This window comes from Arthrobacter sp. TJ-240 (assembly GCF_058269195.1).
The window spans coordinates 1-22,679 of record NZ_JBZCNG010000009.1; the positions used below are offsets into that span (position 1 = coordinate 1).

Consider the following 22,679-nt stretch of genomic DNA (forward strand, 5'->3'; position numbering starts at 1 on the left):
TGAAACGCCGGCCCCACACACCGTTTATCGGACAGTCCCCGCCTGCACACACTCGTCATCTCACCGACACGGGAGGTCGCCTTTGGTGAGCGGTGAGCGTGCACAGGCTCCTCTATCTCTGAGCAGGAAGAAGCACCGACTTCACACGAGGGTGCTTGTGCCATAGGAGGAGGGGCCGGTTCAAGGCCTTTATGCGCCCCTGTTCGGAGCTCTGGGTCGATACGGTGGATGGATCGATGTGATGTGAGCATGCGAATGCGAAGCAGTTGGCGAGGTTGAGGCGGCATGGTTGAGCGATACGACGATCGTGATCAGGGCCACGATAGCGATGCCAGCGACCACATTCCCGAGGACAACGACGAGGACCTGGCCTATCGGGGGCAATCCGATCACGACCAACACGTCCTGACCCTTGATGCCATGCACCGTTTCGGCATCCCGGTGAGAGAACTGTGGATGTATCACCTAGGCGTAGGCGGCGACGTCGACGAGATCGAAATCGACGCATACCTGCACGGACTGATACGCCTCCCCGCTCTTGCCCGGGACATCATCGCCCAGTCCGTCAACGAAATGATCGCTGACATTTGCCGCGGAGCTCGAGCCCCCTACAGTTCCAGCAGGAACGAGACCACACCCAACACCCACCTACACGCCCACCTACAGGCCGACCCGGATGCCCCCCTTGATGCGGATATGAGAACTGTCCTTCGGGCTAGCGGCGATAGCCGGAACCCGTCTAAGGGCGACGGAGTCCTCGCCGGCGTCGAAACAGCTGACGGGACCGCTCGGAAGCCGCGGATGTTGTCCCTGGTCTACTCCAGTACCGCGACCCGGCCCTTTAACGACGCGGATCTGGCGGAGCTGCTCGCTGCGTGCCGCCGCACCAACGACTCCTCACACCTGACAGGCATGTTGCTCTACCACCAGGGTCGCTTCCTGCAGGTCTTGGAAGGCCCCGAAGCGACAGTGCGGGACCGGATGGCCATCATCAGGGCCGACCCCCGCCACACCCGGGTGCGGGTTCTTGTCGAAGAGACACGGAACGAGCGGCAATTCCCGGATTGGACGATGGGCTACGAGCCCATCAGCGCCACCATGTCCGACCACGTACCCGGCTACGAGAAGACATTCGTGGACGCCGAAGACGACCCGGACCCCGCCGGCACCATCCAGGTCCTCCTCAAGCTCATCCGCTGGTTCCAGGACCGCGCCATTCCCTTACAATGACACTGCCAGCGACGCAAATACCTGATCGTAAGACTCTTCCATCAAGTCCCTTTCACTACCTCACGCGGACCATCCGGGATTCTTTCTTCGCGACTACAGGTCCTGGCGCGAGTCATCATCGCCATGGGACGCGGCCGATCGCAGGGTTTCGCTACTCCATCCACGCCCTCTGACGTTACAAGTGGTCATAAGTCCTAGCCGCCCTCCGATCGGTTGGGCCGTGTCTAGTCAGTGAAGTGGGTTTGGGCTGGTGTGCGGGCCATGGAGGCGACAATTTGCTCGGCGAGGACGCGCAGTTTGATGTTCTGACCATTGGAGGCCCGCTGCAGGATGTTGATGGCCGCCGCAGGTGTGCACCTGTTCTGGGCGATGATAATTCCGATCGCGATGTCGATGTTGGTCCGTGATTCCATCGCGGCTTTCAGGTGTGCTGCGGTCCTTTCCTGGGCTGCCAGGCGCAGAGCCAGTTGCAGGGTCAGGGTAACTTCCGCCGCATAAGCCTCGACCCGATCGACGATCGCAGGGGTAAAAGCGTTCGGTTCATGCGCGTATAGGTTCACAACAGCCCCTCCGTCGTCACCGGTGAGCAAGGGGACGACAAGAACCGAGTGAAAGCCCTGGGCAGCGATGGCATCCAAGTACTCCGGCCACCGCCCGTCGATGCGCGTGTCCTGCACGACAGTAGCGGTGCAGGTGTCGAGGACGTGCAGGCAGGGTCCGTTGCCGTAGCCGTACTGCACTTCATCCAGGGCCTTGGCCTCGAGGCTGCTGCTGGCAACCGTCACAGCCTGCTTCTTCCGCTTCAACGTCACCCCGCACACCACGTCGATGTGTTCTTCGAGGATGGCCACGATGTGACTGGCAAAACCCTCAAGGAAGATGTCCAGCGTGCCGGAGGCGAGGATCAGTCGTTGAAGCTGCTTCACGATCGACGCCCCGTCCGCGTTCTCCTCCATGCCGTCAGTCTAGAAGGCTCGTCTACCACCAGAACCACGGCCCTGGCCCAGGAGTTGAGGACGAGGTTCGCTCGCCACGGGGCTCACCCTCTTACTGCTAATGGTCGACGAGGCTGGTGAATGTTCCGACCGACACTGGATGCACATCGGTGCGTCATCTGCCCATCGCCGACTCACCCCGGGTCTCTCCACCTCTTTGTTCACCATGATCGGGACAGGCGCGGTACCGTGAAATAATAAGCAAGCTGATTACTGGTGGTTTCGGGATTCCTCGTACTGCTGCAGCGGAGGAACCTTTCACCACGGGACGGTAATTGTGGATCAGCACAGGCACCAGGACCCGACGCGAGCTGCGCTCATTGAAGCCGGCCTCCCCGTCGAGGACCTTTGGATCGGCTACTTCGGGCTAGCCGGTAACCTGTCACAGCTCGAAATCGATGCGTACTTGAACGGCCTGTTCGACGTGCCGGTATTGGACCGGGACCTGCTGGCAGCCGCAGCCAACGAAATCCTCGAGGAGGCTTCCTCGGCCCTTCGGGTCCCCTCTAGCGCAGGAAGTCAGGCACGCATGCCGGACGGCGCGGCCCGGAAAATGCTCGGCGCTGCCGGGGCGTTCCTGCTATCGCCGGCAGAAGCCGAGCAGGAACGCCTGGATGCTGTCACCAGCACTCATCTACTGGACACACCCGGCGAGGAGCGCTTCGATCGCATCACCCGTCAGGCAAAGAAACGCTTCGGCGTCAGCACGGCAACCATCGCCCTGATCGATGACCACCGACAGTTCTTCAAATCAATCGTGGGAAACGTGTCCCAGAACATGCCCCGGGGAATATCCTTCTGCAACGCCACGATCCGCAACGCGGGCCCGCTTGTCATCAACGATGCCCGGAGCGATCCGAGGTTCAAGGCCAACCCCCTGGTCGTAGGTGAGCCCTACATCAGGTTCTACGCCGGCTACCCGCTCAGAGGGCCGCTTGGCTGGACAGTGGGAACCTTATGCGTCATCGACCAAAACCCCCGAGGCTTTTCCCCCGAGGATGAGCATGCGCTACGAGAGCTGGCGCTGATTACCGAGCAGGAACTCAACGCCCCAGAAACCCCATCCTCAAACACACAGAAGCAGAACAAGCAGCAAAACGACAAGTAAGCGGAGCGCCTTCACACCCCGGGACGCTGCAGGGCGCGCTCAGTGGGAAGGGACCCGATTCAGGATCTCCTACGCCTCCGGCTCAGGATCGCTCGGTGCTCCACAGCACGTTAGGACGCCCAGCGCTGACCTCGCCGAACGGCAAACCACGACGATCAACTGCCGACGCTCACGCCCCCATTCGACCACCCACGCTGAGCCACCCCCGTTAGGCTGCCCGAGTAGGCTGATTGCTTAGGTCTGTGCTGGGCAGACTTGGAAGTGGCGAACGGCTCCAGTCGATAGGACGGCGAGGCGTACCGATGACAAGCGAAACCACGCAGGACGGGCAGGGCATTCTTGGTGACAGTGGCATTCCCGGTGATCTTGCGAACCAGCTAAGTAAATTGGCCCGGACCAGTCTTTGCGAACTTGGAAGACGGTAGCTGAGGGTGCTGGCTGGTGGAGGGGTGCAGATCGATGGCGGGGAAGGTACGGCGTATAGTCTTTTGGAGCGAAGCGTTCATTCGGCTTTGTCCACTTGGTTCTGAAGTGAGCCTGCTTCTTTCGTGTGCATCGAAAGACCAGGTGATCTCATGACCCGACTGACTCCTTCGAATCCGTTTCCCGAGGATCTCGCTGCCTTAGATCTTCGACAGGTGGAAATTCTCAACAGCCGCGTACACCGCGAGCTTGATCATGAATATATCCACGATGGAGAACCAGCACTTGAGACGGAGATCCGTCTCAAGGAACTCAATGATGAGCTGGACCGCCGCGACGACGCCAAGTACAGCCGGACGATCCCTGAGGCGCAGAACCAGGGCGGGCGTCTCACCGAGTTACCGAACTGGCGGCAGGCTACCTGAACCCGCCCATAGGGTGTGTTTCAGACCCTGAGCAGCCGACGTGCTGCCCCAAACCCCCAGAACGCCGAGGTTGGCTGGCGTCGAATGCGTGGCGGAGCTTTGACAAGCGCCCTCCGCATCTCCCGTGGAAGGAATGATTTGCATGCCCAATGAACAGGAACTCGCTCACGAGATCGACCGTGACCCGGTTACCGCGCTCCTGCAGGACATGGTCCTTGAAAGCGATGATGTTCAGGATTTCCTCACGGGATTGGCGAGCATCGCGGCGGAAGCGTTCAGTGGCCCCTACGGTGAGGTGTTCTGCGGGGTCACCCTCCTTCGCCCGCGCTCAATGATCACCGTCGCCAGTAGCAGCGACAAGGCTCGGGAGGTTGATGAAGTGCAGTACGGATTCGACGACGGTCCTTGCCTTCGAGCCGCGCGCACAGGAAGGACCATCCACATCAGGGACTTCCACACCGAGCACCGCTTCCCCGAGTACCGCCAGGCCATCGCCTCCTACGGCCTGCGCTCGGCCCTTGGCATCCCCATCCGGCTGGAGGACGGAGCAAGCGCTGGACTGGATTTTTACTCCACAACACCTGATGCCTTCGATGCCAAAGGAATCGCTGTCGCCGAAGGCCTCGCCCGCGACGCATCACGGTCCTTGCGGCTAGCTGTGCGCATCGCGACACTCAGCGAAGACACCCAGCACCTCAAAGCCGCCATGACGGCCCGCACCACAATCGACACGGCTATCGGCGCGATCATGGCCCAGAACCGGTGCACACAGAAAGAAGCGTTCGCGATCCTCCGGCAGGCTTCCTCCACGCGGAACGTGAAGCTCCGCGACCTCGCGACCAGCGTCCTGACGTCCATCGGGCAGGCAGAACCCCTCACGACGCACTTCGACCACTAGGTCTTCGATCACTGGATACGGGGGCTTCCGCAACTCCAACGGACTGCGAAAAGCCCGGATGCCTTCGACCCGGCAGCGCCTTTTGGTGAGTCCATCCAGGTCAGCACCCCCCTCCTTCGGCACATGCAAACCGGCGACACCCCGTAGCGGATCGGTGACGAGGTCAGAGGCGCCTTCAGCGCACGGAACATAAGACTCCACGACATCGCCGCCGCGGTCGTCATATCCGTCAGCGGACAGACACCCGCCACACACTTCGACCACATCACTGCACGACACTGCTGGCGAAGTAGCAACACCTCACCCAGGCCTGCCGAAACGGAGATACATCGAGTGCCTCGACAACCTACAAGCCGCCAGGACACAACGAGTATCGTCGGGCTGACTTGCCGCCGGCCCATGATTGAGCAGCCGGCGCGTAGGTGCTGCCCGTCGGGTTCTTAGTGCCCGGGCTGGCCGGTAAGGAGCTCGTACTGGGGGTTGTCAGCGAAAAACGACAAGGCCATAGGGCACCGCGGGACGAGGCTGAGGCGTCGCTTGTGGGTGTTGAGCACGACGTGGCGCATCAAGGGCACATCGAGACCCTGGTCCCGGAAGGCTGGCTGCTCCACGCCGTCGAAAAGGACGACCTGCCCGCCGTTGATCGTGTATCTCATGTAGGCGGCGAGGTCGCCGTCGATGAAGAACTCGAACCTGCAGTACAGAGAATTGTCGCGGAAGCCCTCCTTGATGTGGTGCACGGAACCGGTACCAGAACCGTCTCCTGCAGCTTGCTGTACACGAAGCTCAAGCTCCTCGACGAGCATCTCATAACGGTCGAGGGCACCGGCCGGCGGGTAGTCGATATCCATCAGCTTGTAAGCCTGGTTCACCATGACCCGCAGCTGCCTGGTCGACAGTGCCGGGAAGTCCTCGGGTGTCACTGCATCGTCCAGCATCGCGCCCTCATGCCCATGACGCGAAGCCCGTGGCACGAGGGCTTGGACGTCATCGGCGGCACCGGCCTGAGGGGTGACGGTCCCTGATGTATGAGAAACGGGACTCGTGGAAAGCGGGGGGTGTACGGGGTGCAGGAGTTCTGTCATGGCCGTTCCTGTGCTCGTCAGGACCATAGCCTTTGTCTAGACCCCGGTGTCTGACGACACTATCGACAAGCCGGTGGAAAGCACACCCGGCCGGCTGATCATTCGACGGCAGGATTGACTTCTCGGCCTTGTCGTGGTGATTCCGGTCGTGTTGGTTCCGCTAGACCCACATTTCGAGTTGCACCTGCGCGGCGAGGATCCTGAGGACCTGCACATCCTCCTCGGTGAAGGTCCGCGGTCGCTCGTCGATGAGGCAGAGGGTCCCAATACGCCACCCATCGGCTGTGCTGATGGGGTGCCCGGCATAGAAACGGATCCGGGGCCCTCCGGCAACGAGGGGATGATCCCGCCACTGCGGGTCAAGAGTGGCATCAGGAATGACGAGCGTGCGGTCCCGCTCAATGGTCTTCGCACACAACGCCACAGCCCGCGGAAGGTCCTGGCCGATAGGTCCGACGACGGACTTGATGACCTGCGCGTCCTCGGTAATCAGGGCGATGGAGGCCGAGCTGACACCGAAGTGATCGCGGGCCCGCCGGGTGATCCTGTCAAAGCGCTCCTCCGGCCCGGTTTCGAGCAACCCCGACTCATACAACGCGTGGACGCGCCGGAATTCGGCCTCATCCACCTCGGCTCCATCTACCTCCGCATCACTGGGATCAACAGCGGTCAGTTCCGTGCTGGTGCTGGTGGTGCTGTGGTCTCCTGCCGGCGGGGCACCGAAATCGTACCCGTCGGGGGACAGGGCCAGGTCGCGGAGGTAGTCGCTATACCCGGAAAACGACGCCGTGTCCTGGTTGCTGTAGTGCGCGCCATCGACCATGGAACCGGTGCTGTCGAGCAGTTCGTTGATGGCCTGGGCGAGCAGGTCCCGCTCCGCTCTTGAGAGCATCACCAGACCGGACAGATATCCCAGAACCTCGAGTTCATCGGCGTCGCCTGCGAGGCCGATGTACGCCATGAAGACGTCTTCCGACCTCAGGCTTGCGGCCCGCACTGTCTGGATTACGCTCCACTGCTGAACATACTCATCCAGCACGTTCGATCCTCCGTCACTCTTTCTACCTGCAATCCGGCCCAGCACTCCAGCTCAGTACTCACCAGGCGGCTGCTACCGACCAACACTAGGATCTCCTGCGCACTCCTCGTCGCTCATCTGTTGCTGATACCGCCCCTCGACACGTCACCACGATTCTGCAATCAAGCGTCGCCCTGCCGGTTGACCGGTCGACCGGAGCAACGGAGGCGTTGAGGCGTGCCGATGAGCCACAGCTTCGATGAACCGAAGTGCTGCTCGCTGAGCAATCCGACTTCATGAGAACAGGGAGGGGCGCAGCGTATGCAGCGCCCCTCCCTGTTCTCGGTTCCGCAGGCCGGTTTATCGACCGGCGGTCTGCCTAGTGGCGGCGGTCCGTGGTGTCGATGCCTTCAGTTGTGGTGGTGTCGTCGAGGAGTTCGATCTTTTCCTTGCGCACGTCACTGGTGACGGTTTCCTGCTCGGTGATGGTCTCTTTGTCGAGGCGGACGCGCTCAACCGGAACGGCTTCCTTCTGAACCACGGGGCGCTCGGCGTGCAGAACGACTTCGTGTTCCTCCTCGCTGATCGCCGGGCCGTCGTAGGCGTCGCCGCGGTTGGCGTTCGTAATCGGCTCACGCTCGATGCGGACCTCTTCGTGCGTGACGGGGACGGTCTTGGTGACGTTCTCGGTCACGACGTACTTACGCAGGCGGGCACGGCCGGCTTCGCGGCGTTCGGTGCCGACATGGAGCTGCTCCTCGGAGCGGGTCATCGCGTCATCCGTGGTGGGGCCGGAGGTGTCGTGACCGACCGTGCCCGGGCGGTCCAGGCGCTCATCGCCGGCCTGGAAACCGGGCTCGTACCCGCTCGTACCCGCGCTGGTCGTGATGGTGCCGGTGGTGTCGGTGTCGAGGAAGTCCCCTCCAGTGGTTCCGGTGTGGCCGGAGAGTCCGTAGTGGCGGTAGAGGCGGTTCTCTTCCTCGGGGCTGAGGTTGCCGTCGGATTCGATGCGGGGTGCGTCCTTGACCTGGTCCTTGGTGTATCCGATGGTCACATCGTTGCCGTTGACGTTCGCGCTCTGCAGGGGTGCGAAGGACTCGTGGGTGCCGAACAGGCCGGTCTTGACGGTGACCCAGCTCGGGTCACCGGTCTGGTCGTCCAGGTACACCTGGCCGACGGAGCCAACCTTCGAACCGTGGGAATCCAGGACCTGGCCGCGGCCGGAGAGGATGGTGTCGATGTCGTTTTGCGAGATCATGAAAACTCTTTTCGTGTGGGCCGGGCGTGCTGCCCGGTCGCTGGTGGTGGGTATCAGCCCGTAGGGCGTTCTCCTGATCGGAGGACGCTGCGGGCCGCAGGTACTGGCCCGGTGGTAGCGGCCTGTGTTGAGGCTGCTGTTGAAGACCGGTGTTGGTGACTGCTGTTAGTGGTCGGTGATGCCGGCCTGGTGGTTGATGCCGACCTGGTCGACCTTGCGGTGGAAGCTCATGCCGGCCTTGCCTCCGAGGATCGCGCCGATCAGCGGGACGAGCACGGCGATTGCCAGGGCGATGAGGCCGCTGGCGGTCAGCAGGCTGCCGTCGACGGGGATGCTCGGGGCGCCGTTGAGGTTGGACAGCACGTTGAACTGGCTGCCGGCCACCGCGGCGAGGATCGCCAGGATGATCGCGATGATGATGCCCCACACCCACACGGCCACGCCCTGCTTCACGCCGTCGAAGCGGGCCATGCGGCCGGCGACGTACCCGCCGCAGTAGTAGGCGACGAAGAGGATGATTGCCAGCACGATCCCGCTGACGATGCCGATGGTCTGTGCGTTTTCCTGCGCCTGGTTCGCGGCGTCGGATGCGCCGCTGGTGTTCGCGGCTCCCACGCCGGCACCGACTGCGGTGGCCAGAGCGCTGAGCAGGACGGTTAGTCCGATGGCTGTCAGCCAGCCGAAGAACGCGGAGCCCCACTTGATGCCGCCGAAGCGTTCCTTCTGCGCAGCAACGACGTCGTTTCTGCGGCTTTTGGGGGTACTTGCCCCTGAGGTGTTGTGCTCTGCCATGTCAGATCCTTTGCAACTCAGTCATGCAGGTGATGCTTCATCTCAATGTCGTGCTGTGTCTGCGTCAAAGCGCCGACAGCTCCCTCCTGGGAGGCTGGGTGGCTGCGGTGCGGAAGGCTGATCGTTCGCCGGTATCAAGGCGCTGAAGGAGCATTTTCATAACTCCTTCGCAGAGGCAGAACCTCTACGATCACGCACCTAAGCCTACTGATAGTAAGGGTGCTTGCCTTTTTGGTTTCGTCGCTCCTACTGTGGGCTTGACATCTACTGCTGGCGCTGGGATCAAGGGCCGACCTCACTCACACCAAGGACACACAAGGGGCGCCACCAGGGTGGCAGCTCTTCCGCACCGTCAAAGGTGCTCGATGCCAGTCGGCGTTGCGACGAGTTCACAGCAGCAAACGAAAGGTCGGAAGGACGACGTGGCCCTATCAGCGGAGGAACGCCGTTTGTGGCGTGAGCTCGAGCGGCAACTGACACCCGAGGTTTCCGCGGCGGCGCAGTCCCGCAAGGATCGCGGGATCAAGCACAGGACGGCTGGTTTGGCCGGTTCAATCCTCGCCCTGGTTGTTGTGCTGGTCGCGTTCTCGGTCGTGATCCTCGCGGTTCTCGTGAAGGTCCTGCTCATCGGTGTCCTGGGATTCGTCCTGATGATTTTCGGTGGAGCACGGTTCCAGACCCTTGGGCGTGAACGTCAATCCACCAGGGCCATAACCCCGGCGCCCAGGGGTGCCGTGGAATGAACCCTGATCATTTGTCCTCCCTGCAACTGCTGTCACTAGCCGCCCGAGCGGTCCGGCGGGAATCAGCGGCCTACCTCAAAACGCTTGGACTACCCCAACTTGGCTTCTACATCCTCGAGTACCTCAACAAGCGCAGCCCCATGACGCAGTCCGAGCTCGCACGCCTGGTTCTTGTCCGCTCACAAACCCTCGGCACCGTCCTGACAACACTGGAGACCAACCAGTGGATTACCCGTCAACGCGGATTCACCCACAACCAGGTAGCCGTAAGCATCACGGAACAGGGCCGCGCCCTCCTCACTGCAGCACAAAAACGCCTCCAAACACTCCAACTACCCACCGACACTGAAGCCCTGCGCCCACTCCTGGCCATGATCATCAATCGTGCTGGCCCGCCTCCGGGATGACGCCCGACATTGATTGTTGAGGCACCACCAGGGAGAATGACGTCTCGGCCCTCCAGCAGCAACGTGAGGAACGGCAAGCAAGCCAGAACAGTGCGTGGCAGCTCTGCCCTCGTTACACAGGCGTGGCGCCCCTGATGATCGTGGCTGTCATCGCGATCGGTTTCGCGAGTGGACCGCCGCGATACCCTCAAGGCTCTCTGAGTGCGTTGACGCAGTGCCGGCCCGAGGGTTGGAGAACCGGACTGTGGGTAGCCCGCGCGTTCCCTCTCACGCTCGGTGGGCGTCCTGTGGGCAGTAGTAGCGGCCGACGTCGACGGTGATCATCCGGTACAGCCAACCCTCGGGTAGGGGTTGTCCCTCGTCAGCGAGCTTCGTGGTGGCACGGCAGATACAGCACTGTGCCAGGGCCGGCATCATCATCAGGCACCCCTCTCCATCCCGTCGCTGCCTGAGGAGCGCTCTCACCCAGTACAACTATCAGTGAAGGCCTCGGTAGCCTACGTGTTTTCCCCTATTCACGTAGTCCGCCGGGGTCTTCCTCTATTCTTCCTCGGATGCTCCTGGCGGTGATGGCGGCTCAATTCCGCCGCCCCGTTCACCAAGCTCACCTCGCGTGTACGTGTGGATGATGTCCTGCCAGCCCTCCGACATCCACGGCCGGCGCAGTGGGCAGCGAAAGATTTGCGCGGGCTGGTTCCTGCAGCACGGCCGCCGCTGACAAAGCCCCCGGTCAACAATTGATTCGTTGCGTGCAGGCCCTCCCGCACAGATGGAAGGGACTACGAAAGCTATCAATCCCGGTCAGGAAACGCTTCGGTACCGTCCCTGATTTTTGTGTGCCGGGGGCGGCAGATAATCTTAGGGGCAGAAGCGGCCGGTGTTCCGTGTTACCCCTAGGCACAGTGAACGCCGGCTGCTTTCCTCTCTGCAGCACCTGTGGCATCCCCCCACGCCCACTTCCACACCCGCGTCTACACCGCGACGACCTGCGCCATTGAGCTACCTCCTGACGGTTTCCGCAGCGGAAACGACATCGAATCTGTGGCTAGTGACGCGGCTGTTAGTAGCCTCCGTGGGGCCAATCGAAGCGTGCACGCGCTTCCTGGGCAGGGAGCCGAAGGATCCGTGCGATATCGTGCCAGCCCGCGCCCTGGTTGCGGGCCAGTTGAACTGCGGCTGTCAATTCCCGCTCGGCGCGCTCGGACTGCTCATGCCGGTTTTCCAGCAGGGCCTTCCAGTCCTTGATGAGCCACCCACGGCCGACCAGGTCGTCATCGCTGGAGAGCTCGAAGCAGTCTCCAAGAAGCCGGTAGGAGTGGAGCCGCTTTGAAGCCTCGTCCGGTGTGAGGCCGTCGAATGCACTGGTGTCATCAGGTCCCGCGTAGGGCGGTCTCCTCACGGGATCCCCTCCTCGACCGTCGAATCGGTGGGAAAGCATTCACCCGGGGGTGAAACTGCGGGGAAGGTCCCGGATGCTGGCCTGTCCCTGCCTTTCAGGCATCCCGCTAGGGCCTTCCCTCATGCCTGGCGTCCATGGTCTCGCACTTCGAAATGATTTAACCCCTGGCGGAGCACATTTACGCCAATTCGAGACCCCTGGGCGCGGTACCAGGTTTCCCCATGCTTTCCTGCTAGTCCTGCTAGTCCTGCGCGGACCCGACCACCAGGAAACCAGCCTGAGCACCACACCTAGCTCTCTGCTCCGCCGGTCACCGGCCCGGCTGACGCACCTCGAGTGCGTGGTGACCATGGCGAGGCATTCCAGGGAGGCATTTCAGGGAGGCGGGGGGGTGGGTGATTAGAGAACAGCGTTCCCGGGTGCAGGGCTTTGCTGCCGGGTCATGGCGGACGCATGCCAGCCGAGGAGCACCCGGGTCAGGGTTTCCTGTCGGTCGGGGCGGAGCCGGCCCTTCCGCTGCCAGGTGCGTTGGCGGCCTAGCCAGACCGCAAGGACTTTCTCATCCGGGCGATTCTGCGGGTCATAGATAGGGAACCGGCCGACCTCGTCCCAGAACTGCTGTACCTGTCCGAGGCGCCGCGCCCACAACTCCTCCGGGTTGCCCTTCCGGGTTCCGATCCACTCCCCCAGCCTGTCCAGGGCCTCGACCTTGTCCTGGGCGAGCCGGCCCGCATCAAAGCAGCGGCGCTGGTTCTCCAACCACCGGTACAACACCCGGGCCTCCAGACTGTCGTTCTGCGCCGGCAACCCACCCATCCGATCCACGTAGGCGATCATGTGGGCGTAGTGCTCCCACCACACCTGCTCCCGGCTCCGCCGGAAGCGGCGCCGGTTGCTGCTGGACGTGGGCTGGTCGTGGATCAGCCAGCACCGGCCGAACCACCCCGGATGTCTCTCCGTCTGCCGGTCGACGGCCCGGTGTACGCGGCGCACGTCGACCCTGCACCATGCGGCGATCACCGCCGGCGGGACCCCGCGGGAGTACATCAGCAGCCACTCCTGCCGGTTCTCACACGCCCCCGGCGGGTACTCGTCCTCGGCCAGGACCAGGTCATCAAAACGCATGAGGCCCCGCGCCTGTCCGATCAGCCACCACTACTCCCCCACTGCCAAAGGACCGCACCCGCTCCGATGACAGCGGCGCCGTGTCGGCCCTCGGCGAGGGATGGCGAAGATCCGAACGTGCCCCTCCTCCGTCGGGCCCGGGCGGTGTGCGATGCATGGTGTTGACAGTAACCACCGTCCGCAACTTACGTCGCGGGCGGCTCATCCACAGGTGGACGGCTTTGAGCTCATTCCTCCGGGCTCCACCCGCCCACAGATGGATGACCCGCAACCCCACCCTCGTTCGCGACCCGGCTTCCCAAATAATCGAACCTGTGTTCTATTTTAAACCCTGCACAAGGACCACCAGGGGTAAGGGAAAAGCAGCCGATGACAGCGCAACCAGTGGACACCACACCACCCACAGAACCAGCCCACAACACAGCCCAAGACACTGCACGCGAGGGCGCGCAGGGAGGCGCGTGGCACGTCCTGGACGAGCCGGCAGCCGTCCGGTTCCTGCCCTCCGGCACACCCCTGGCGCTGCGCTGGCGAGGCAACATCTGGCAGGTCATCGGCGAACCCCTCGCCCGGTCCAGCTCCGACACCTGGCGTGAACCCGCCACTCCCCCAGGCACAGACAACACCCACAGGAGCCGTGGCAGCCTCGGCAGCGTGGACGGGAGAGGCGGCCGGAGCAGTGTTGTGACGACCCGGTTCTGGCGGTTCCGGGCCCAGACCGGGCCGGCGTCCCCGGTCCTGGAGTTCGACATGACCGCCGATGCCCGGTGGGAGGACTGGCGGCTGCGCCGCGTCACCACCATCGACGGCTACTAGCAGTTACCGACGACCACGGATCACCTCGAACACCGCTTAACTCGAACGCCGTCGGCTCAGGTCGGCGCCATATGGCATGAGCAGCAGGTGGCGGGGCGAATTGCGAGTCCATGAGTCGAAACAAGAGATACGCCAAACACTACGCAAGGCTCATGGACGATCGGATTGAGGAGTTCGTGATGCGCGAGGAGCTGATCATGCCCACCCAAGGCCGAACTCGACCTCGAGCACACCCCACCCACCGACTTCCCGGAACCACGTCGGGTGTACGCGTGGGTCCGCTATCCCTCCAAAGCCATCCGGATCCAGGCCCACGCCATCGCCTACACCCGCACTGCAGTGAAGATCCGCTTCCTGGAACCTCTCATTCAGATCCAGCGTGAGGGCTGGGTGTGGCTCAATTCGGTCACACCCGTACCCAATAGCAACAACCACAGCAACCAGGACGACAAGCAGAACGACGGTCGCGACAAAAAGAAGAACAACCACTCCAGTGAATGAAACCGGGACATTCTGCTGGCGCAGGCCACATTTTCCGACACGATAGGGTGGAAGGCTGGGGATCATTGATTCATGTCTAATAACTCAGGAGTGATAATGGCGCAGCGCGTACAGGTGCAATTGGTAGACGACCTCAATGGTGACGTCGCACAGGAAACGGTCCGTTTCGGGATCGACGGCATCGACTACGAGATCGATCTGACGACGGAGAACGCGCAGAAGCTGCGCTCAACCCTGGCCGAGTACGTGGACAAGGCCCGCAAGGCTAAAACCGGGCGCAGGGGCCAGGGCGCACAGAAAGCCCCCACGTCCTCCTCGACGGGCCGGTCCAAGCGTGAGGACACCCAGCAGATCCGCCAGTGGGCGCAGGACAACGGCTACAACCCCAGCTCCCGCGGACGGATCACCCAGTCCATCATCGACGCCTACAACGAGGCCCACTAGAAGCTGACCGGCTCGATCGATCAGGGGGGGTGATGGTCGGGGTGGAGGATCCGGGAACGGCAGCCGATGCCCGGTGGGCGAAGGCCGGGCAGTACGCGCAGGGCTACGCCGACAACGGCATGGGTGAGGCTTTGCGGGTTTACTACACCCGCTATCTGCCGCTCGGCGCCCTCGCCATCGTCCTTCTCCTGGCCCTGCTGGGCCCTATCGTCATTCCGGACGGGCCAGATCAGGTTCCGATTCTCGTGCAGGCCGGGTGGTTTATCTTCGCCATCGCCGCCCTTGTCGGCGGGCTCGTGTACAACGCAAGACGGCTTAAACCCCGGGTAGAGCTCGGCGCAAACGTTGCCATCACCTTCCCTTTGGAGAAGGACGAGCAGAAAGCGTTGATGCGCGGCATCAACGGCAAGGAACTGGTGCCAGCAGATCACCTTGGCGTGGCACGAGCTGTTGCCGTGCGCAGCCGCAAGGACGCCGCCACCACGCTCCTGATCGTTCCCGCCTACACCTACTTCATCGGCCAGGCCGTGGGAAACCTGGACTGGGTGTACCTGGCCTTTTTCGCGGCCTTCGCCGTCCTGGCAGTCCTACAGGTCAGAAGCTTCCAGCGCTAGGGGCGCTTCCTCGCCGCTACAGCACCACCAGGCACCTGAACCGGACACCGCCGGCTGATCAACTGCCCAGCGGAAGCTGGCCGCCCACGAGCCGTCGACTTGTCACACCAGCGCGCCGCGCGGATTAGTCGCAGCTCCCGCGACGGACCGCGATATCGCAGACGAGCTTCCCCGGATCAGTGATCACGCCATTGGCTTCAAGAAGCGCCACCGCCACGCCTGCCAGCAGAGCCACCACCAGGCCCGCAATAACCCAGGCGCGGGCTCGCGTCATTCTGCTGCACCGTCAGGAGCATCGATGGCGCCGTGTGCGATGTCGCTGCGGGCTCTGGCGTAGGCGGCGCTGATGTAGTCCTCGAGCTTGGCGCGTTCAATGCGCCACTGGCCGCGGCCACCGATCTGGATGGCCGGCAGGTCCCCTGAGGCGATGAGGGCCCGGATCGTGTTGTGCTTGGTATTCAGCTCGTCCGCTACCTGCTGCAGAGTCAGGAACCGCAGCGGCCTGGGCTGCTCCTCGAGGGATTGGTCTGTCATGTACCCAGCATCCCAGCATCCCAGCCACCGAACGCGGCGACCCGGACCGACGCCTTGATTGATGCATTCAAGGGGTGGAAACGGAACCGCACCACGTGGTCTCGCGGGATCTTCTCAGCTGGATTGTCTTCTGCATACCCGACAGGTGAGACTGACCAGCGCGGTCCTTCGCCGGCTGTGCCCGGACTCGGTACAGAGTACGGAAACACAGTTTTATTGGCACCCGTGTATCTTTAATTCTGTGTATGCAGAGTTCAGTTTCGGTGGCAGCTGGATTGCTGAGCAGCGGAAGTGTGGCGAGAACTCAACACTCGGGCGACGGGAGCGGGGCGCGTGGATGGCCCACCGATGTCACCTCGCTCACTAATACCACTCCCCCGGCGAAACGAACCTGGACAACTATGCCTGCCCGGTCGATGCTCACGGTTTGCAACATGAGCTTCCTCCGGTCCGCTCTCAGACACTCAGGGCCCGACATGGAATGCCGTTCATGTGTGAGGTCTGAAGTACATGGTGAACAGCAGCGTCCCCCGAAGCGGTACTCCCCCACTTGTCGCGCTTCTGTGTTTACGTCTTTCTGTTTTCACGTACTTCGACGCCCGCCCGCTCCGTGATTACGCTTTTCTGTGTATCAAGAGCGACGTCTCGAGTGCCGCGCAGAATCGAGCGCCGACATTGCCCCTGGCAGGAGCTCGAAGTGCAGAGCAACCGTGTCCTGGAGTGGATTGCAGATTCCCGACGAACTCGAGTTGTTGCTGGTCAGGTCTATAGCTGTAAACCGTGCACAGATTTCTGTGTACACATTCCTCCGCATTACCGTGTTTCTGTGCCGGGTCATATGACAGTTTCTCCGGGGCCCAAGAGGGTACAGCGCGTACTCCCCCGTCGCTCATTCTGGCTTATGCGTGCTCCACCTTGCCCTAGATGCTCCATTCTCTGGCCCACCTATCGGTGCAACTGGCAGTCTGATCTCCTTTGCCTGGCGTTCCCGCAGTCGCTGGTCTGCTTCTTGCACCTTCAGGGTCTGTTTTTGCAGGATGCAGTGTTTCCGTGTATTCGTATCCACAGATCAGCATGACGCTGTGGCCGCGTCCGAAGCATGCTGTATTTCTGTCTTTCTGTGTTTCTTGTGTTCCGTTTTCACGGCAATCTATGGTTCCGTGCATACGCACCTGGGGCACGTCATCTCCTGAGGTGAAGCTTCGGAGATGCCCCGAACAGCTGGGGTGATGCTGCACCGTGGGGGAGTGGCGAACTGCCGGCCAATAGATGAGGACCAGCCACATGTCAGACTCTCACTTGACTGGGGGATACCGATTCCGCGGCTGACTCCTGCAATGGTTGATTTGCATCTCATACCTTTAGGGTCTGTGTTTACAGGATTCCGTTTTTCTGTGTATGCACCTCCACAGATCTGCATGACGCGGCGGACCGCCCATGGCATGAACCCGGATTTCTGTGTATCTGTGTTCATGGTGATCTTTGGTTCTGTGACCGACGTTCACAGCATGCCTTGTTCTGCTGGTCGAGCGTTAGAAGTGCTCTCGGCTGCGGGTTGAAGCTTCGCCAACGGGGGAGTGGCGGATCGTCTTGCCGACACGTGAGGGCCGGCCATATGGCCGGCCCTCACAAAGCTGCGGGAGTACTGACCTCACAGCTGATAGCCTGCAGTCTTTCTGTGTTCCTGCTTCTCCGTGGCCACATCGAGTGGTGGCGGGACAGCCGGGGTAGCGGGGGAGTGTTCCGCGTGGAGCGGTAGTTTTAGTCGGTAATTCCGTCGATGTAGTCCCGCAAAATCTGTGCCATGGGAACTCCGGCATCCATGGCGCGCAGTTTCAGCTTGCGGTGCTGCGCGAGTGTCAGGTCGAGTGTGAGGCGCTTGGCATAGTCTTCGTTGGCCCTCTTGAAGGATTTCGACACGGAGGGCCCATTACTTGGAGCTGCGGAAGTAGTTGCGGCCGTCTTGGGTGCCATTCGTTCTGCAAGTGATGGCTTCTTAGCTGGCGATGCCATGGTGTACCTCCAGTAGGTCGGTCGCTACTTGGTCGTAGCCGTGCAGGTTGGTTGGGATTGTGCCGTAGGCGTTTTTTATGTCCTCGCGCAAGGGGATGTAGGCGTCGATGACAGCTGCTCCAGCTTGCTCAAAGGTTTCGACAGCGATGGCGAGACTTCTGGTGTTCAGGCGCGCACGGACGATAAGTACGGCCGCCGGCTTGCCTGCTCGTGCGGCTGCTTCGATTGAGGGCCAGACGCGCTGAATGTCCATGGCTGACGCATCGGTGGGGATCACGACGATGTCCGCGGTGGCGATGGCCGCGTCGATGACTTGCGGGTTGCCCGGGGGAGTGTCAATCACGCTGTAGTCAAAGCCTTGGGCAGCTTTTTTCATGGTGCGTTGATTGACGACTTTCACGGTGAAAGGCATCGGCTCGCCGCTGTCCTCGACCAGCCCTGTCCAGTCTGAGGCAGATCCCTGGGGGTCGCCGTCGAGGAGTACGACGGTACCTTTCCGGGCTAGCGCAGCCGCGATGTAGATCGAACTGGTGGTTTTTGCTACTCCACCTTTGAGATTCACGAGGGCGACTTTCATAGTTTGACCGTATCACTGAAACACAGAAAACCGTGTGTACAGACGCCCGTGTTTCTGCATCCCTGTGCGGTGTCTCTGGTGAACGGCGGAGCGATGCGGTCAGGCAGCGTGCCAGAGGACTCGTTGTTGTTGATGTTCGTCGTCTATGGGCGGTTGCCAGTATTCGTCCACTTCGGGGTCGTACAGCTCGTGTTCTTCGAAGTGGGGAAGTAGGTGGCGGTCGAGCCATGCGTGCCAGGCGGCGCGTTCCTTGCGGTAGCGGGTGATCTGCTGTTCACGGTCTTCGGTGGCGCCGAGACGTTCTGCGAGTTCCACCAGGCCGGTGGTGGCCACGATTTCCCAGGTGCCGTGGTGCCGGCGGATCATCTGCAGGGCCTCCATGCGTGCCAGGTGATCGGTGAGGGCGCGGCGGGAGATCCCGGTAGTACGGGCCAGGTCTGCGGTGGTGGGGGAGTGGCGGCCGCGTTCAATGCCTTCGTAGGCGAGGGCTGCGACGTCCCCCAGAACCCGGAAGACGGGCCGGATGGCGTGGATCTTGCCCTTGCGCCAGGTGAACTCACGGGCGAGCTGTTCAAACTGCTGGGGGAGCTGTACGAGGTAGGTGTCGGCGTTACGTCCGCGGCCACGGTCGATGCGGGTCAGGATGCCCGCTGATACGGCCTCGAGGGTTGGCAGGAGGCGGGCGATGGTGACGTGGTCCTTGCCCAGTGCCACCGCGAAGGTGCGGCAACCGACGTCAAGGACGTTGGTTTGGTTCGTGCGCATGTAGGCCAGGACGGACCGGATGAGGAACCGCAGGCTGATACCGACCCTGCCCTGGGCCTGAAGGCGTTGATCGAGGATCGCGTAAAGGACATTCTCGAGATCGTTCACGAGCTGATGGATGGAGTGGTGGCTTTGGTCCGAAGATGAGCTGGAACTGCCCCCCGTGAGTGAAGTAGGGCTTGTGTTGAAGTTATGCGCCGTCGTATCCCGTGGACGCCGGGAGGGGTTTTGGGTGGAGGTCCGGGTGGCGGTCCAGGCTTGGGCTTTGGCCCATTCGATGGGCAGGAGCCGCTCTGCTTTGGTGCCGTAGAGGGCGGCGAGGCCTGCGTAGGGGCCGGCCATGCCGGCGCGAACCTGATCCACGCTCCAGTGGCAGGCCGCGAAGTGGTTTAGCACGGCCATGCGGGCTTCTGAGTGGCTGGAGTACCGGCTCGTGTCGTACAGCCCGGTGCGGGCGGCCGTGCGCAGGGGAGAGTCGTTGCGGCCAATGGAGGCGACGCCCGGTGTGGTTGCTGCGTGCAGGGCGGTCGTGGCGGCTGCTGCACGGGCTTGGGCGCGTCGCCGGTCCTGCTCAAGGCGGTAGAGCTCCGGGGCGAGGGCTTTGCGCAGTGCGGCCAGCGCGGTGGCGGGGTTGCGTCGGGTGAGGATGCCGTAGGCGTCGGTGAGCGGCGTGATGAGCGTTTGGTGGCCGCCGGATTTGTGGGCGGATCCGGGGACGCGGATGCAGCCGTGGACGACGTTCTGGTGCGGGCTCGGGTCCAGGCTCGGCGCGCGTCGGCCGAGGGCTTCGACGAGCCGGCGTGCCTCGGCCGCGGTGAGGGGTTCCTGCAGCGGAACGTACAGGTGGCGGCCACCGCTGGGGGACTGGTCCTCGACATAGGCGAGGCCGGCTGTGTCTAGGAGGCCCGCTAAGCGTCGGGCGTCATCGTCGACGACGGCTTTCCGTGCCCTGGACGTGTCGAGGTCAAGACAGAGCGTGCGAACAGTGCCGTCGACGTCATGGATCATCACGGCGGCCGGTCTTGCCGGCAGCGTCCCGGTAATCCGCAGGGCAGTGGTGGGCTGCGGGTACTGGAACCGGCCGTCCTTCCACCGCCCGAGGCGGTAGGACGGCTGACCTGCGATCAGCGGTGCGAGGACCCAAGCAGCAGCTTGGTGGGAATCGTCACGGCGTGGCGCTGCATAAAGAGCTGGAGGTGCTTCGAGCACTCGGTGTACACTTTCAACTAAGGGCACGACCTGAAAAGGACGTACTCGGTTGAGCTCCTCACCGGTGATCTTGCCGGAACGACGGTGTGGAGCTTGGAAACTTGAATATGAGAAGGCCCGCTACGGCGGGCCTTCTTTTTTATGAGGCCTTGCTGAAGGGCAGCGCCTCCTGGCCGCTTAGCTTGTCCAAATCTATGGAGGCTAGCTTCTCCGCCATCACTTCGGCGATGAAGGAGCTAGCTGACGTTCCCAGGGCATCAGCCACGGCGAAGAGCTTCTCCGCTTCGGCTGTGGGAATTCGAGTTGTCAGTACGTGGCGGTCGCCCTTTGATGGTCGTCCGCCTGACGCGCGCCTCTGAATAGCCATACTGTGCACTCTAGGTTTCTGAAACGGCTTAAGCACGAAGAGCTTGGGCGTGTCGCGGTTTATTTCTTCGCGGACGTCGCTCATAGACCCATGTCCTGGTACTGGTGGCCGACGACGTTCCACTGGCCGTCGTGCTTCTCGAGGTAGATCGTGACGATCTGCCGCCCGGTGGTGGTGAGCTCGGTTCCGTCGCGGCTGATCCAACGCCAGCTGGCGTCGTAGGCGCGGATGGCTTTGTCGTCGGCGACGTCCCGGGAGACGTCACCGGGGGCGGGGACGATCGAGGGTGCGCTGTAGGCCTGGTGCTCGGCTGGTTTCAGCCATTCGCCTTGTGCGCCGTTGCGTTCGGGCTCGACCTGATTGGACGCCCACTCATTGCTCATCAGCGGGCTTGCCCGGATGGCCGCTGCTGTCTGGGTGGTGTCGGTCGTGGTGTCCCACAAGTGCAGCATGAGCGCGGTGACCTCGGCTGTGGACTCGACGTCACTCCGGTCGGCGTCAGCTGGCGTGGTAAAGGTGCCGTTGCCGGCTATCTCGTCGGCGGCCGCCGTCGTGTAGGAGCCCTCGTAGATGGTCGTGGGCGTCGGGTCGGGTGCTGACCCGGCTTGGCCCTCGTTGTTGCTGCAGGCGACAGCTGAGAGCGTAAATGGCAGCACCAGACACAGCACGGCCGCCGCGCGGCGTGGCTGGCGTGGGTGCCGGCGTACGGGTCGCTGGCGTGGGTGCCGGCGTACGGGTCGGTGGTGCGTGGAGGTCGGGGTCATGATGATGGCCACGCGCCTTTCTCTTTGAGGATCGGTTCGGGGTCGATGTTGAAGCCCTCATACGGGTAGGTGACGTCTGGTGCTTCGGGTGTATAAATCTCGAAATGTAGATGTGTAGGAACGCTGCCGAGTCCTGCCTTGTTGCCCTCGGTGCCGATGATGTCGCCGCGTTTGAGCTTGTCGCCCTCCTTCACGGAGTAGGCGTTGAGATGGCAGAACGCGAACCCGAAGTCCGGATCGTCGCCGTCTTCCTTGGCGATCACGCACCCGTCCTTGTCGTTGAACCCGGTGATGCGCAGGTCCGTGGGTGCGACGACGGGGCCGCCGTTGCCGAAGCCGGCGCCGGGGCTCGAGATGTCCACGCCGACGTGATCCTGCGCCCAGGCGGGAAGGTACGGGACGTTGCGCATTCCGTAGCCGGAGGTGAAGACGCCTCCGGGCAGGGGAGTGGTCCACTCGCCGTCTCCGAGGTCGCCGTCCCACGGCTTGCCGCCGGTGGGTGCCTTGCAGTCCATGGAGAACCCGCTCTGCGCCGAATCAAGGATGGAGCTGACGTACTTCTGCGTCTCCTGGTACGGCGGGATCCCCTTGTACTGCTGCACGGCTCCCGGGCCGGCGTTGTACGCGGCAAGGGTGAGTTGCACGAGCAAGTTCGCATCGTCTCCTGCGATCGACTGCACTTCCTTCTTCAGCGCGGCCATGTACCGGCCGTAGGCGGGGATGGCGTCCTTCGCGGAGAACGGGTTGCCTCCGTTGCCGTAACTCGCCCACGTTCCGGGCATGAACTGGGCGACGCCCTGGGCTCCGACAGGACTGGTGGCGTTCTCGTTCCACCCGGATTCCTGGTTCAGCTGGGCGGCGACGACGCTGGCCGGCAGGCCCGCCTCCTTCGCCGCCGCTTCGACCAAGGGTCCCCACCCGTTGGGGACAGCCTGCAGGGCACCCGGCGTCGCGCCCGCATCTCTGGAAGTGTCTGCGGATACGACGCAGGATGCTCGTTCGAGCTGGTTGGCTTCCTCGTCCTCGGTGATGCCGGCGACGAGCATGGTCATGGCCACGACCGCGCCGATGGGTGCGAGGGTGAGCGCGGCGATGCCGCACCCGATGGCTTTCCCCCCTGCCATGCCTTCCTAACCACTGCGTTTGAACTGAGACCGAATAAGAGACCG

General features: G+C 62.6%; 24 protein-coding genes. 9 read left to right on the forward strand and 15 right to left on the reverse strand.

Annotated elements, in window-relative coordinates; all coding sequences use genetic code 11:
- Nucleotides 1-285: 285 nt before the first annotated feature.
- Complete coding sequence (locus AC4D2C_RS17575) at nucleotides 286-1,230, forward strand: BLUF domain-containing protein (protein ID WP_490916103.1); 945 nt, start codon at nucleotides 286-288, stop codon at nucleotides 1,228-1,230.
- A 224-nt stretch (nucleotides 1,231-1,454) separates the two neighbouring features.
- Here AC4D2C_RS17575 and AC4D2C_RS17580 read toward each other — a convergent pair whose 3' ends face one another.
- Complete coding sequence (locus AC4D2C_RS17580) at nucleotides 1,455-2,186, reverse strand: GAF and ANTAR domain-containing protein (protein WP_490916104.1); 732 nt, start codon at nucleotides 2,184-2,186, stop codon at nucleotides 1,455-1,457.
- A 316-nt stretch (nucleotides 2,187-2,502) separates the two neighbouring features.
- Here AC4D2C_RS17580 and AC4D2C_RS17585 point away from each other — a divergent pair, with 316 nt between their 5' ends.
- From AC4D2C_RS17585 to AC4D2C_RS17595, 3 genes are all read left to right on the forward strand, one after another.
- On the forward strand, nucleotides 2,503-3,333 hold the full coding sequence (locus AC4D2C_RS17585) for a GAF domain-containing protein (protein WP_490916105.1): 831 nt from the start codon (nucleotides 2,503-2,505) through the stop codon (nucleotides 3,331-3,333).
- Between the two features lie 575 nt (nucleotides 3,334-3,908).
- Nucleotides 3,909-4,181: a hypothetical protein gene (locus tag AC4D2C_RS17590; RefSeq protein WP_490916106.1), complete on the forward strand. Its 273-nt coding sequence runs from the start codon at nucleotides 3,909-3,911 to the stop codon at nucleotides 4,179-4,181.
- Between the two features lie 142 nt (nucleotides 4,182-4,323).
- Nucleotides 4,324-5,079 carry an ANTAR domain-containing protein gene (locus AC4D2C_RS17595; RefSeq protein ID WP_490916107.1) on the forward strand — a complete coding sequence of 252 codons (756 nt, stop codon included), beginning with the start codon at nucleotides 4,324-4,326 and terminating at the stop codon, nucleotides 5,077-5,079.
- A 440-nt stretch (nucleotides 5,080-5,519) separates the two neighbouring features.
- Here the strand turns inward: AC4D2C_RS17595 and AC4D2C_RS17600 are convergent, their stop codons facing one another.
- The 4 genes from AC4D2C_RS17600 to AC4D2C_RS17615 all read right to left on the reverse strand — a co-directional run bounded on the left by AC4D2C_RS17600 (nucleotide 5,520) and on the right by AC4D2C_RS17615 (nucleotide 9,232).
- Entirely contained in the window at nucleotides 5,520-6,164 is a 645-nt protein-coding gene (locus tag AC4D2C_RS17600) for a GNAT family N-acetyltransferase (protein WP_490916108.1), read from the reverse strand.
- A 160-nt stretch (nucleotides 6,165-6,324) separates the two neighbouring features.
- Nucleotides 6,325-7,248 carry a GAF domain-containing protein gene (locus tag AC4D2C_RS17605; protein WP_490916109.1) on the reverse strand — a complete coding sequence of 308 codons (924 nt, stop codon included), beginning with the start codon at nucleotides 7,246-7,248 and terminating at the stop codon, nucleotides 6,325-6,327.
- A gap of 313 nt (nucleotides 7,249-7,561) precedes the next feature.
- Complete coding sequence (locus tag AC4D2C_RS17610) at nucleotides 7,562-8,440, reverse strand: DUF2382 domain-containing protein (RefSeq protein ID WP_490916110.1); 879 nt, start codon at nucleotides 8,438-8,440, stop codon at nucleotides 7,562-7,564.
- A 165-nt stretch (nucleotides 8,441-8,605) separates the two neighbouring features.
- A complete protein-coding gene (locus AC4D2C_RS17615) occupies nucleotides 8,606-9,232 on the reverse strand; it encodes a hypothetical protein (RefSeq protein WP_490916111.1) in 627 nt (208 codons plus the stop codon).
- 365 nt (nucleotides 9,233-9,597) lie between these two features.
- Here AC4D2C_RS17615 and AC4D2C_RS17620 point away from each other — a divergent pair, with 365 nt between their 5' ends.
- Together AC4D2C_RS17620 and AC4D2C_RS17625 are read left to right on the forward strand one after the other, a co-directional pair.
- Nucleotides 9,598-9,975, forward strand: coding sequence for a DUF3040 domain-containing protein (locus AC4D2C_RS17620; RefSeq protein WP_490916112.1), 378 nt, complete (start codon nucleotides 9,598-9,600; stop codon nucleotides 9,973-9,975).
- An 11-nt stretch (nucleotides 9,976-9,986) separates the two neighbouring features.
- Nucleotides 9,987-10,382 (forward strand): MarR family winged helix-turn-helix transcriptional regulator, encoded by a 396-nt coding sequence (locus AC4D2C_RS17625; protein ID WP_490916113.1) that lies wholly within the window; start codon nucleotides 9,987-9,989, stop codon nucleotides 10,380-10,382.
- A 1,060-nt stretch (nucleotides 10,383-11,442) separates the two neighbouring features.
- On the opposite strand, the gene AC4D2C_RS17630 is transcribed toward AC4D2C_RS17625, so the two are convergent.
- Nucleotides 11,443-11,781 (reverse strand): hypothetical protein, encoded by a 339-nt coding sequence (locus AC4D2C_RS17630; protein ID WP_490916114.1) that lies wholly within the window; start codon nucleotides 11,779-11,781, stop codon nucleotides 11,443-11,445.
- A gap of 399 nt (nucleotides 11,782-12,180) precedes the next feature.
- Nucleotides 12,181-12,906: a helicase associated domain-containing protein gene (locus AC4D2C_RS17635; RefSeq protein WP_490916115.1), complete on the reverse strand. Its 726-nt coding sequence runs from the start codon at nucleotides 12,904-12,906 to the stop codon at nucleotides 12,181-12,183.
- A 369-nt stretch (nucleotides 12,907-13,275) separates the two neighbouring features.
- On the opposite strand from AC4D2C_RS17635, the gene AC4D2C_RS17640 reads away from it, so the two are divergent.
- A complete protein-coding gene (locus tag AC4D2C_RS17640; protein ID WP_490916116.1) occupies nucleotides 13,276-13,722 on the forward strand; it encodes a hypothetical protein in 447 nt (148 codons plus the stop codon).
- Nucleotides 13,723-13,917: 195 nt separating this feature from the next.
- Here the strand turns inward: AC4D2C_RS17640 and AC4D2C_RS17645 are convergent, their stop codons facing one another.
- Nucleotides 13,918-14,289 (reverse strand): hypothetical protein, encoded by a 372-nt coding sequence (locus tag AC4D2C_RS17645; protein WP_490916118.1) that lies wholly within the window; start codon nucleotides 14,287-14,289, stop codon nucleotides 13,918-13,920.
- A gap of 30 nt (nucleotides 14,290-14,319) precedes the next feature.
- Between AC4D2C_RS17645 and AC4D2C_RS17650 the strand changes: the two genes are divergently transcribed.
- Together AC4D2C_RS17650 and AC4D2C_RS17655 are read left to right on the forward strand one after the other, a co-directional pair.
- Complete coding sequence (locus tag AC4D2C_RS17650; RefSeq protein ID WP_490916119.1) at nucleotides 14,320-14,667, forward strand: histone-like nucleoid-structuring protein Lsr2; 348 nt, start codon at nucleotides 14,320-14,322, stop codon at nucleotides 14,665-14,667.
- Nucleotides 14,668-14,699: 32 nt separating this feature from the next.
- Nucleotides 14,700-15,281, forward strand: coding sequence for a hypothetical protein (locus AC4D2C_RS17655; protein ID WP_490916120.1), 582 nt, complete (start codon nucleotides 14,700-14,702; stop codon nucleotides 15,279-15,281).
- A 270-nt stretch (nucleotides 15,282-15,551) separates the two neighbouring features.
- On the opposite strand, the gene AC4D2C_RS17660 is transcribed toward AC4D2C_RS17655, so the two are convergent.
- From AC4D2C_RS17660 to AC4D2C_RS17690, 7 genes are all read right to left on the reverse strand, one after another.
- On the reverse strand, nucleotides 15,552-15,815 hold the full coding sequence (locus AC4D2C_RS17660; RefSeq protein WP_490916121.1) for a helix-turn-helix domain-containing protein: 264 nt from the start codon (nucleotides 15,813-15,815) through the stop codon (nucleotides 15,552-15,554).
- Between the two features lie 1,761 nt (nucleotides 15,816-17,576).
- On the reverse strand, nucleotides 17,577-17,735 hold the full coding sequence (locus AC4D2C_RS17665) for a hypothetical protein (protein ID WP_490916122.1): 159 nt from the start codon (nucleotides 17,733-17,735) through the stop codon (nucleotides 17,577-17,579).
- A 76-nt stretch (nucleotides 17,736-17,811) separates the two neighbouring features.
- A complete protein-coding gene (locus tag AC4D2C_RS17670; RefSeq protein ID WP_490916123.1) occupies nucleotides 17,812-18,405 on the reverse strand; it encodes an AAA family ATPase in 594 nt (197 codons plus the stop codon).
- A 99-nt stretch (nucleotides 18,406-18,504) separates the two neighbouring features.
- Nucleotides 18,505-20,379, reverse strand: a complete 1,875-nt coding sequence (locus AC4D2C_RS17675) for a hypothetical protein (RefSeq protein ID WP_490916124.1) — start codon at nucleotides 20,377-20,379, stop codon at nucleotides 18,505-18,507.
- 139 nt (nucleotides 20,380-20,518) lie between these two features.
- The gene (locus tag AC4D2C_RS17680) at nucleotides 20,519-20,830 is read right to left on the reverse strand and encodes a hypothetical protein (protein ID WP_490916125.1); all 312 of its coding nucleotides are present in this window, start codon (nucleotides 20,828-20,830) and stop codon (nucleotides 20,519-20,521) included.
- Nucleotides 20,827-21,522 (reverse strand): hypothetical protein, encoded by a 696-nt coding sequence (locus AC4D2C_RS17685; RefSeq protein ID WP_490916126.1) that lies wholly within the window; start codon nucleotides 21,520-21,522, stop codon nucleotides 20,827-20,829. Before AC4D2C_RS17685 ends, AC4D2C_RS17680 begins: the two co-directional genes overlap by 4 nt.
- Nucleotides 21,507-22,634 (reverse strand): transglycosylase SLT domain-containing protein, encoded by a 1,128-nt coding sequence (locus tag AC4D2C_RS17690; protein ID WP_490916127.1) that lies wholly within the window; start codon nucleotides 22,632-22,634, stop codon nucleotides 21,507-21,509. Before AC4D2C_RS17690 ends, AC4D2C_RS17685 begins: the two co-directional genes overlap by 16 nt.
- Nucleotides 22,635-22,679 lie beyond the last annotated feature (45 nt).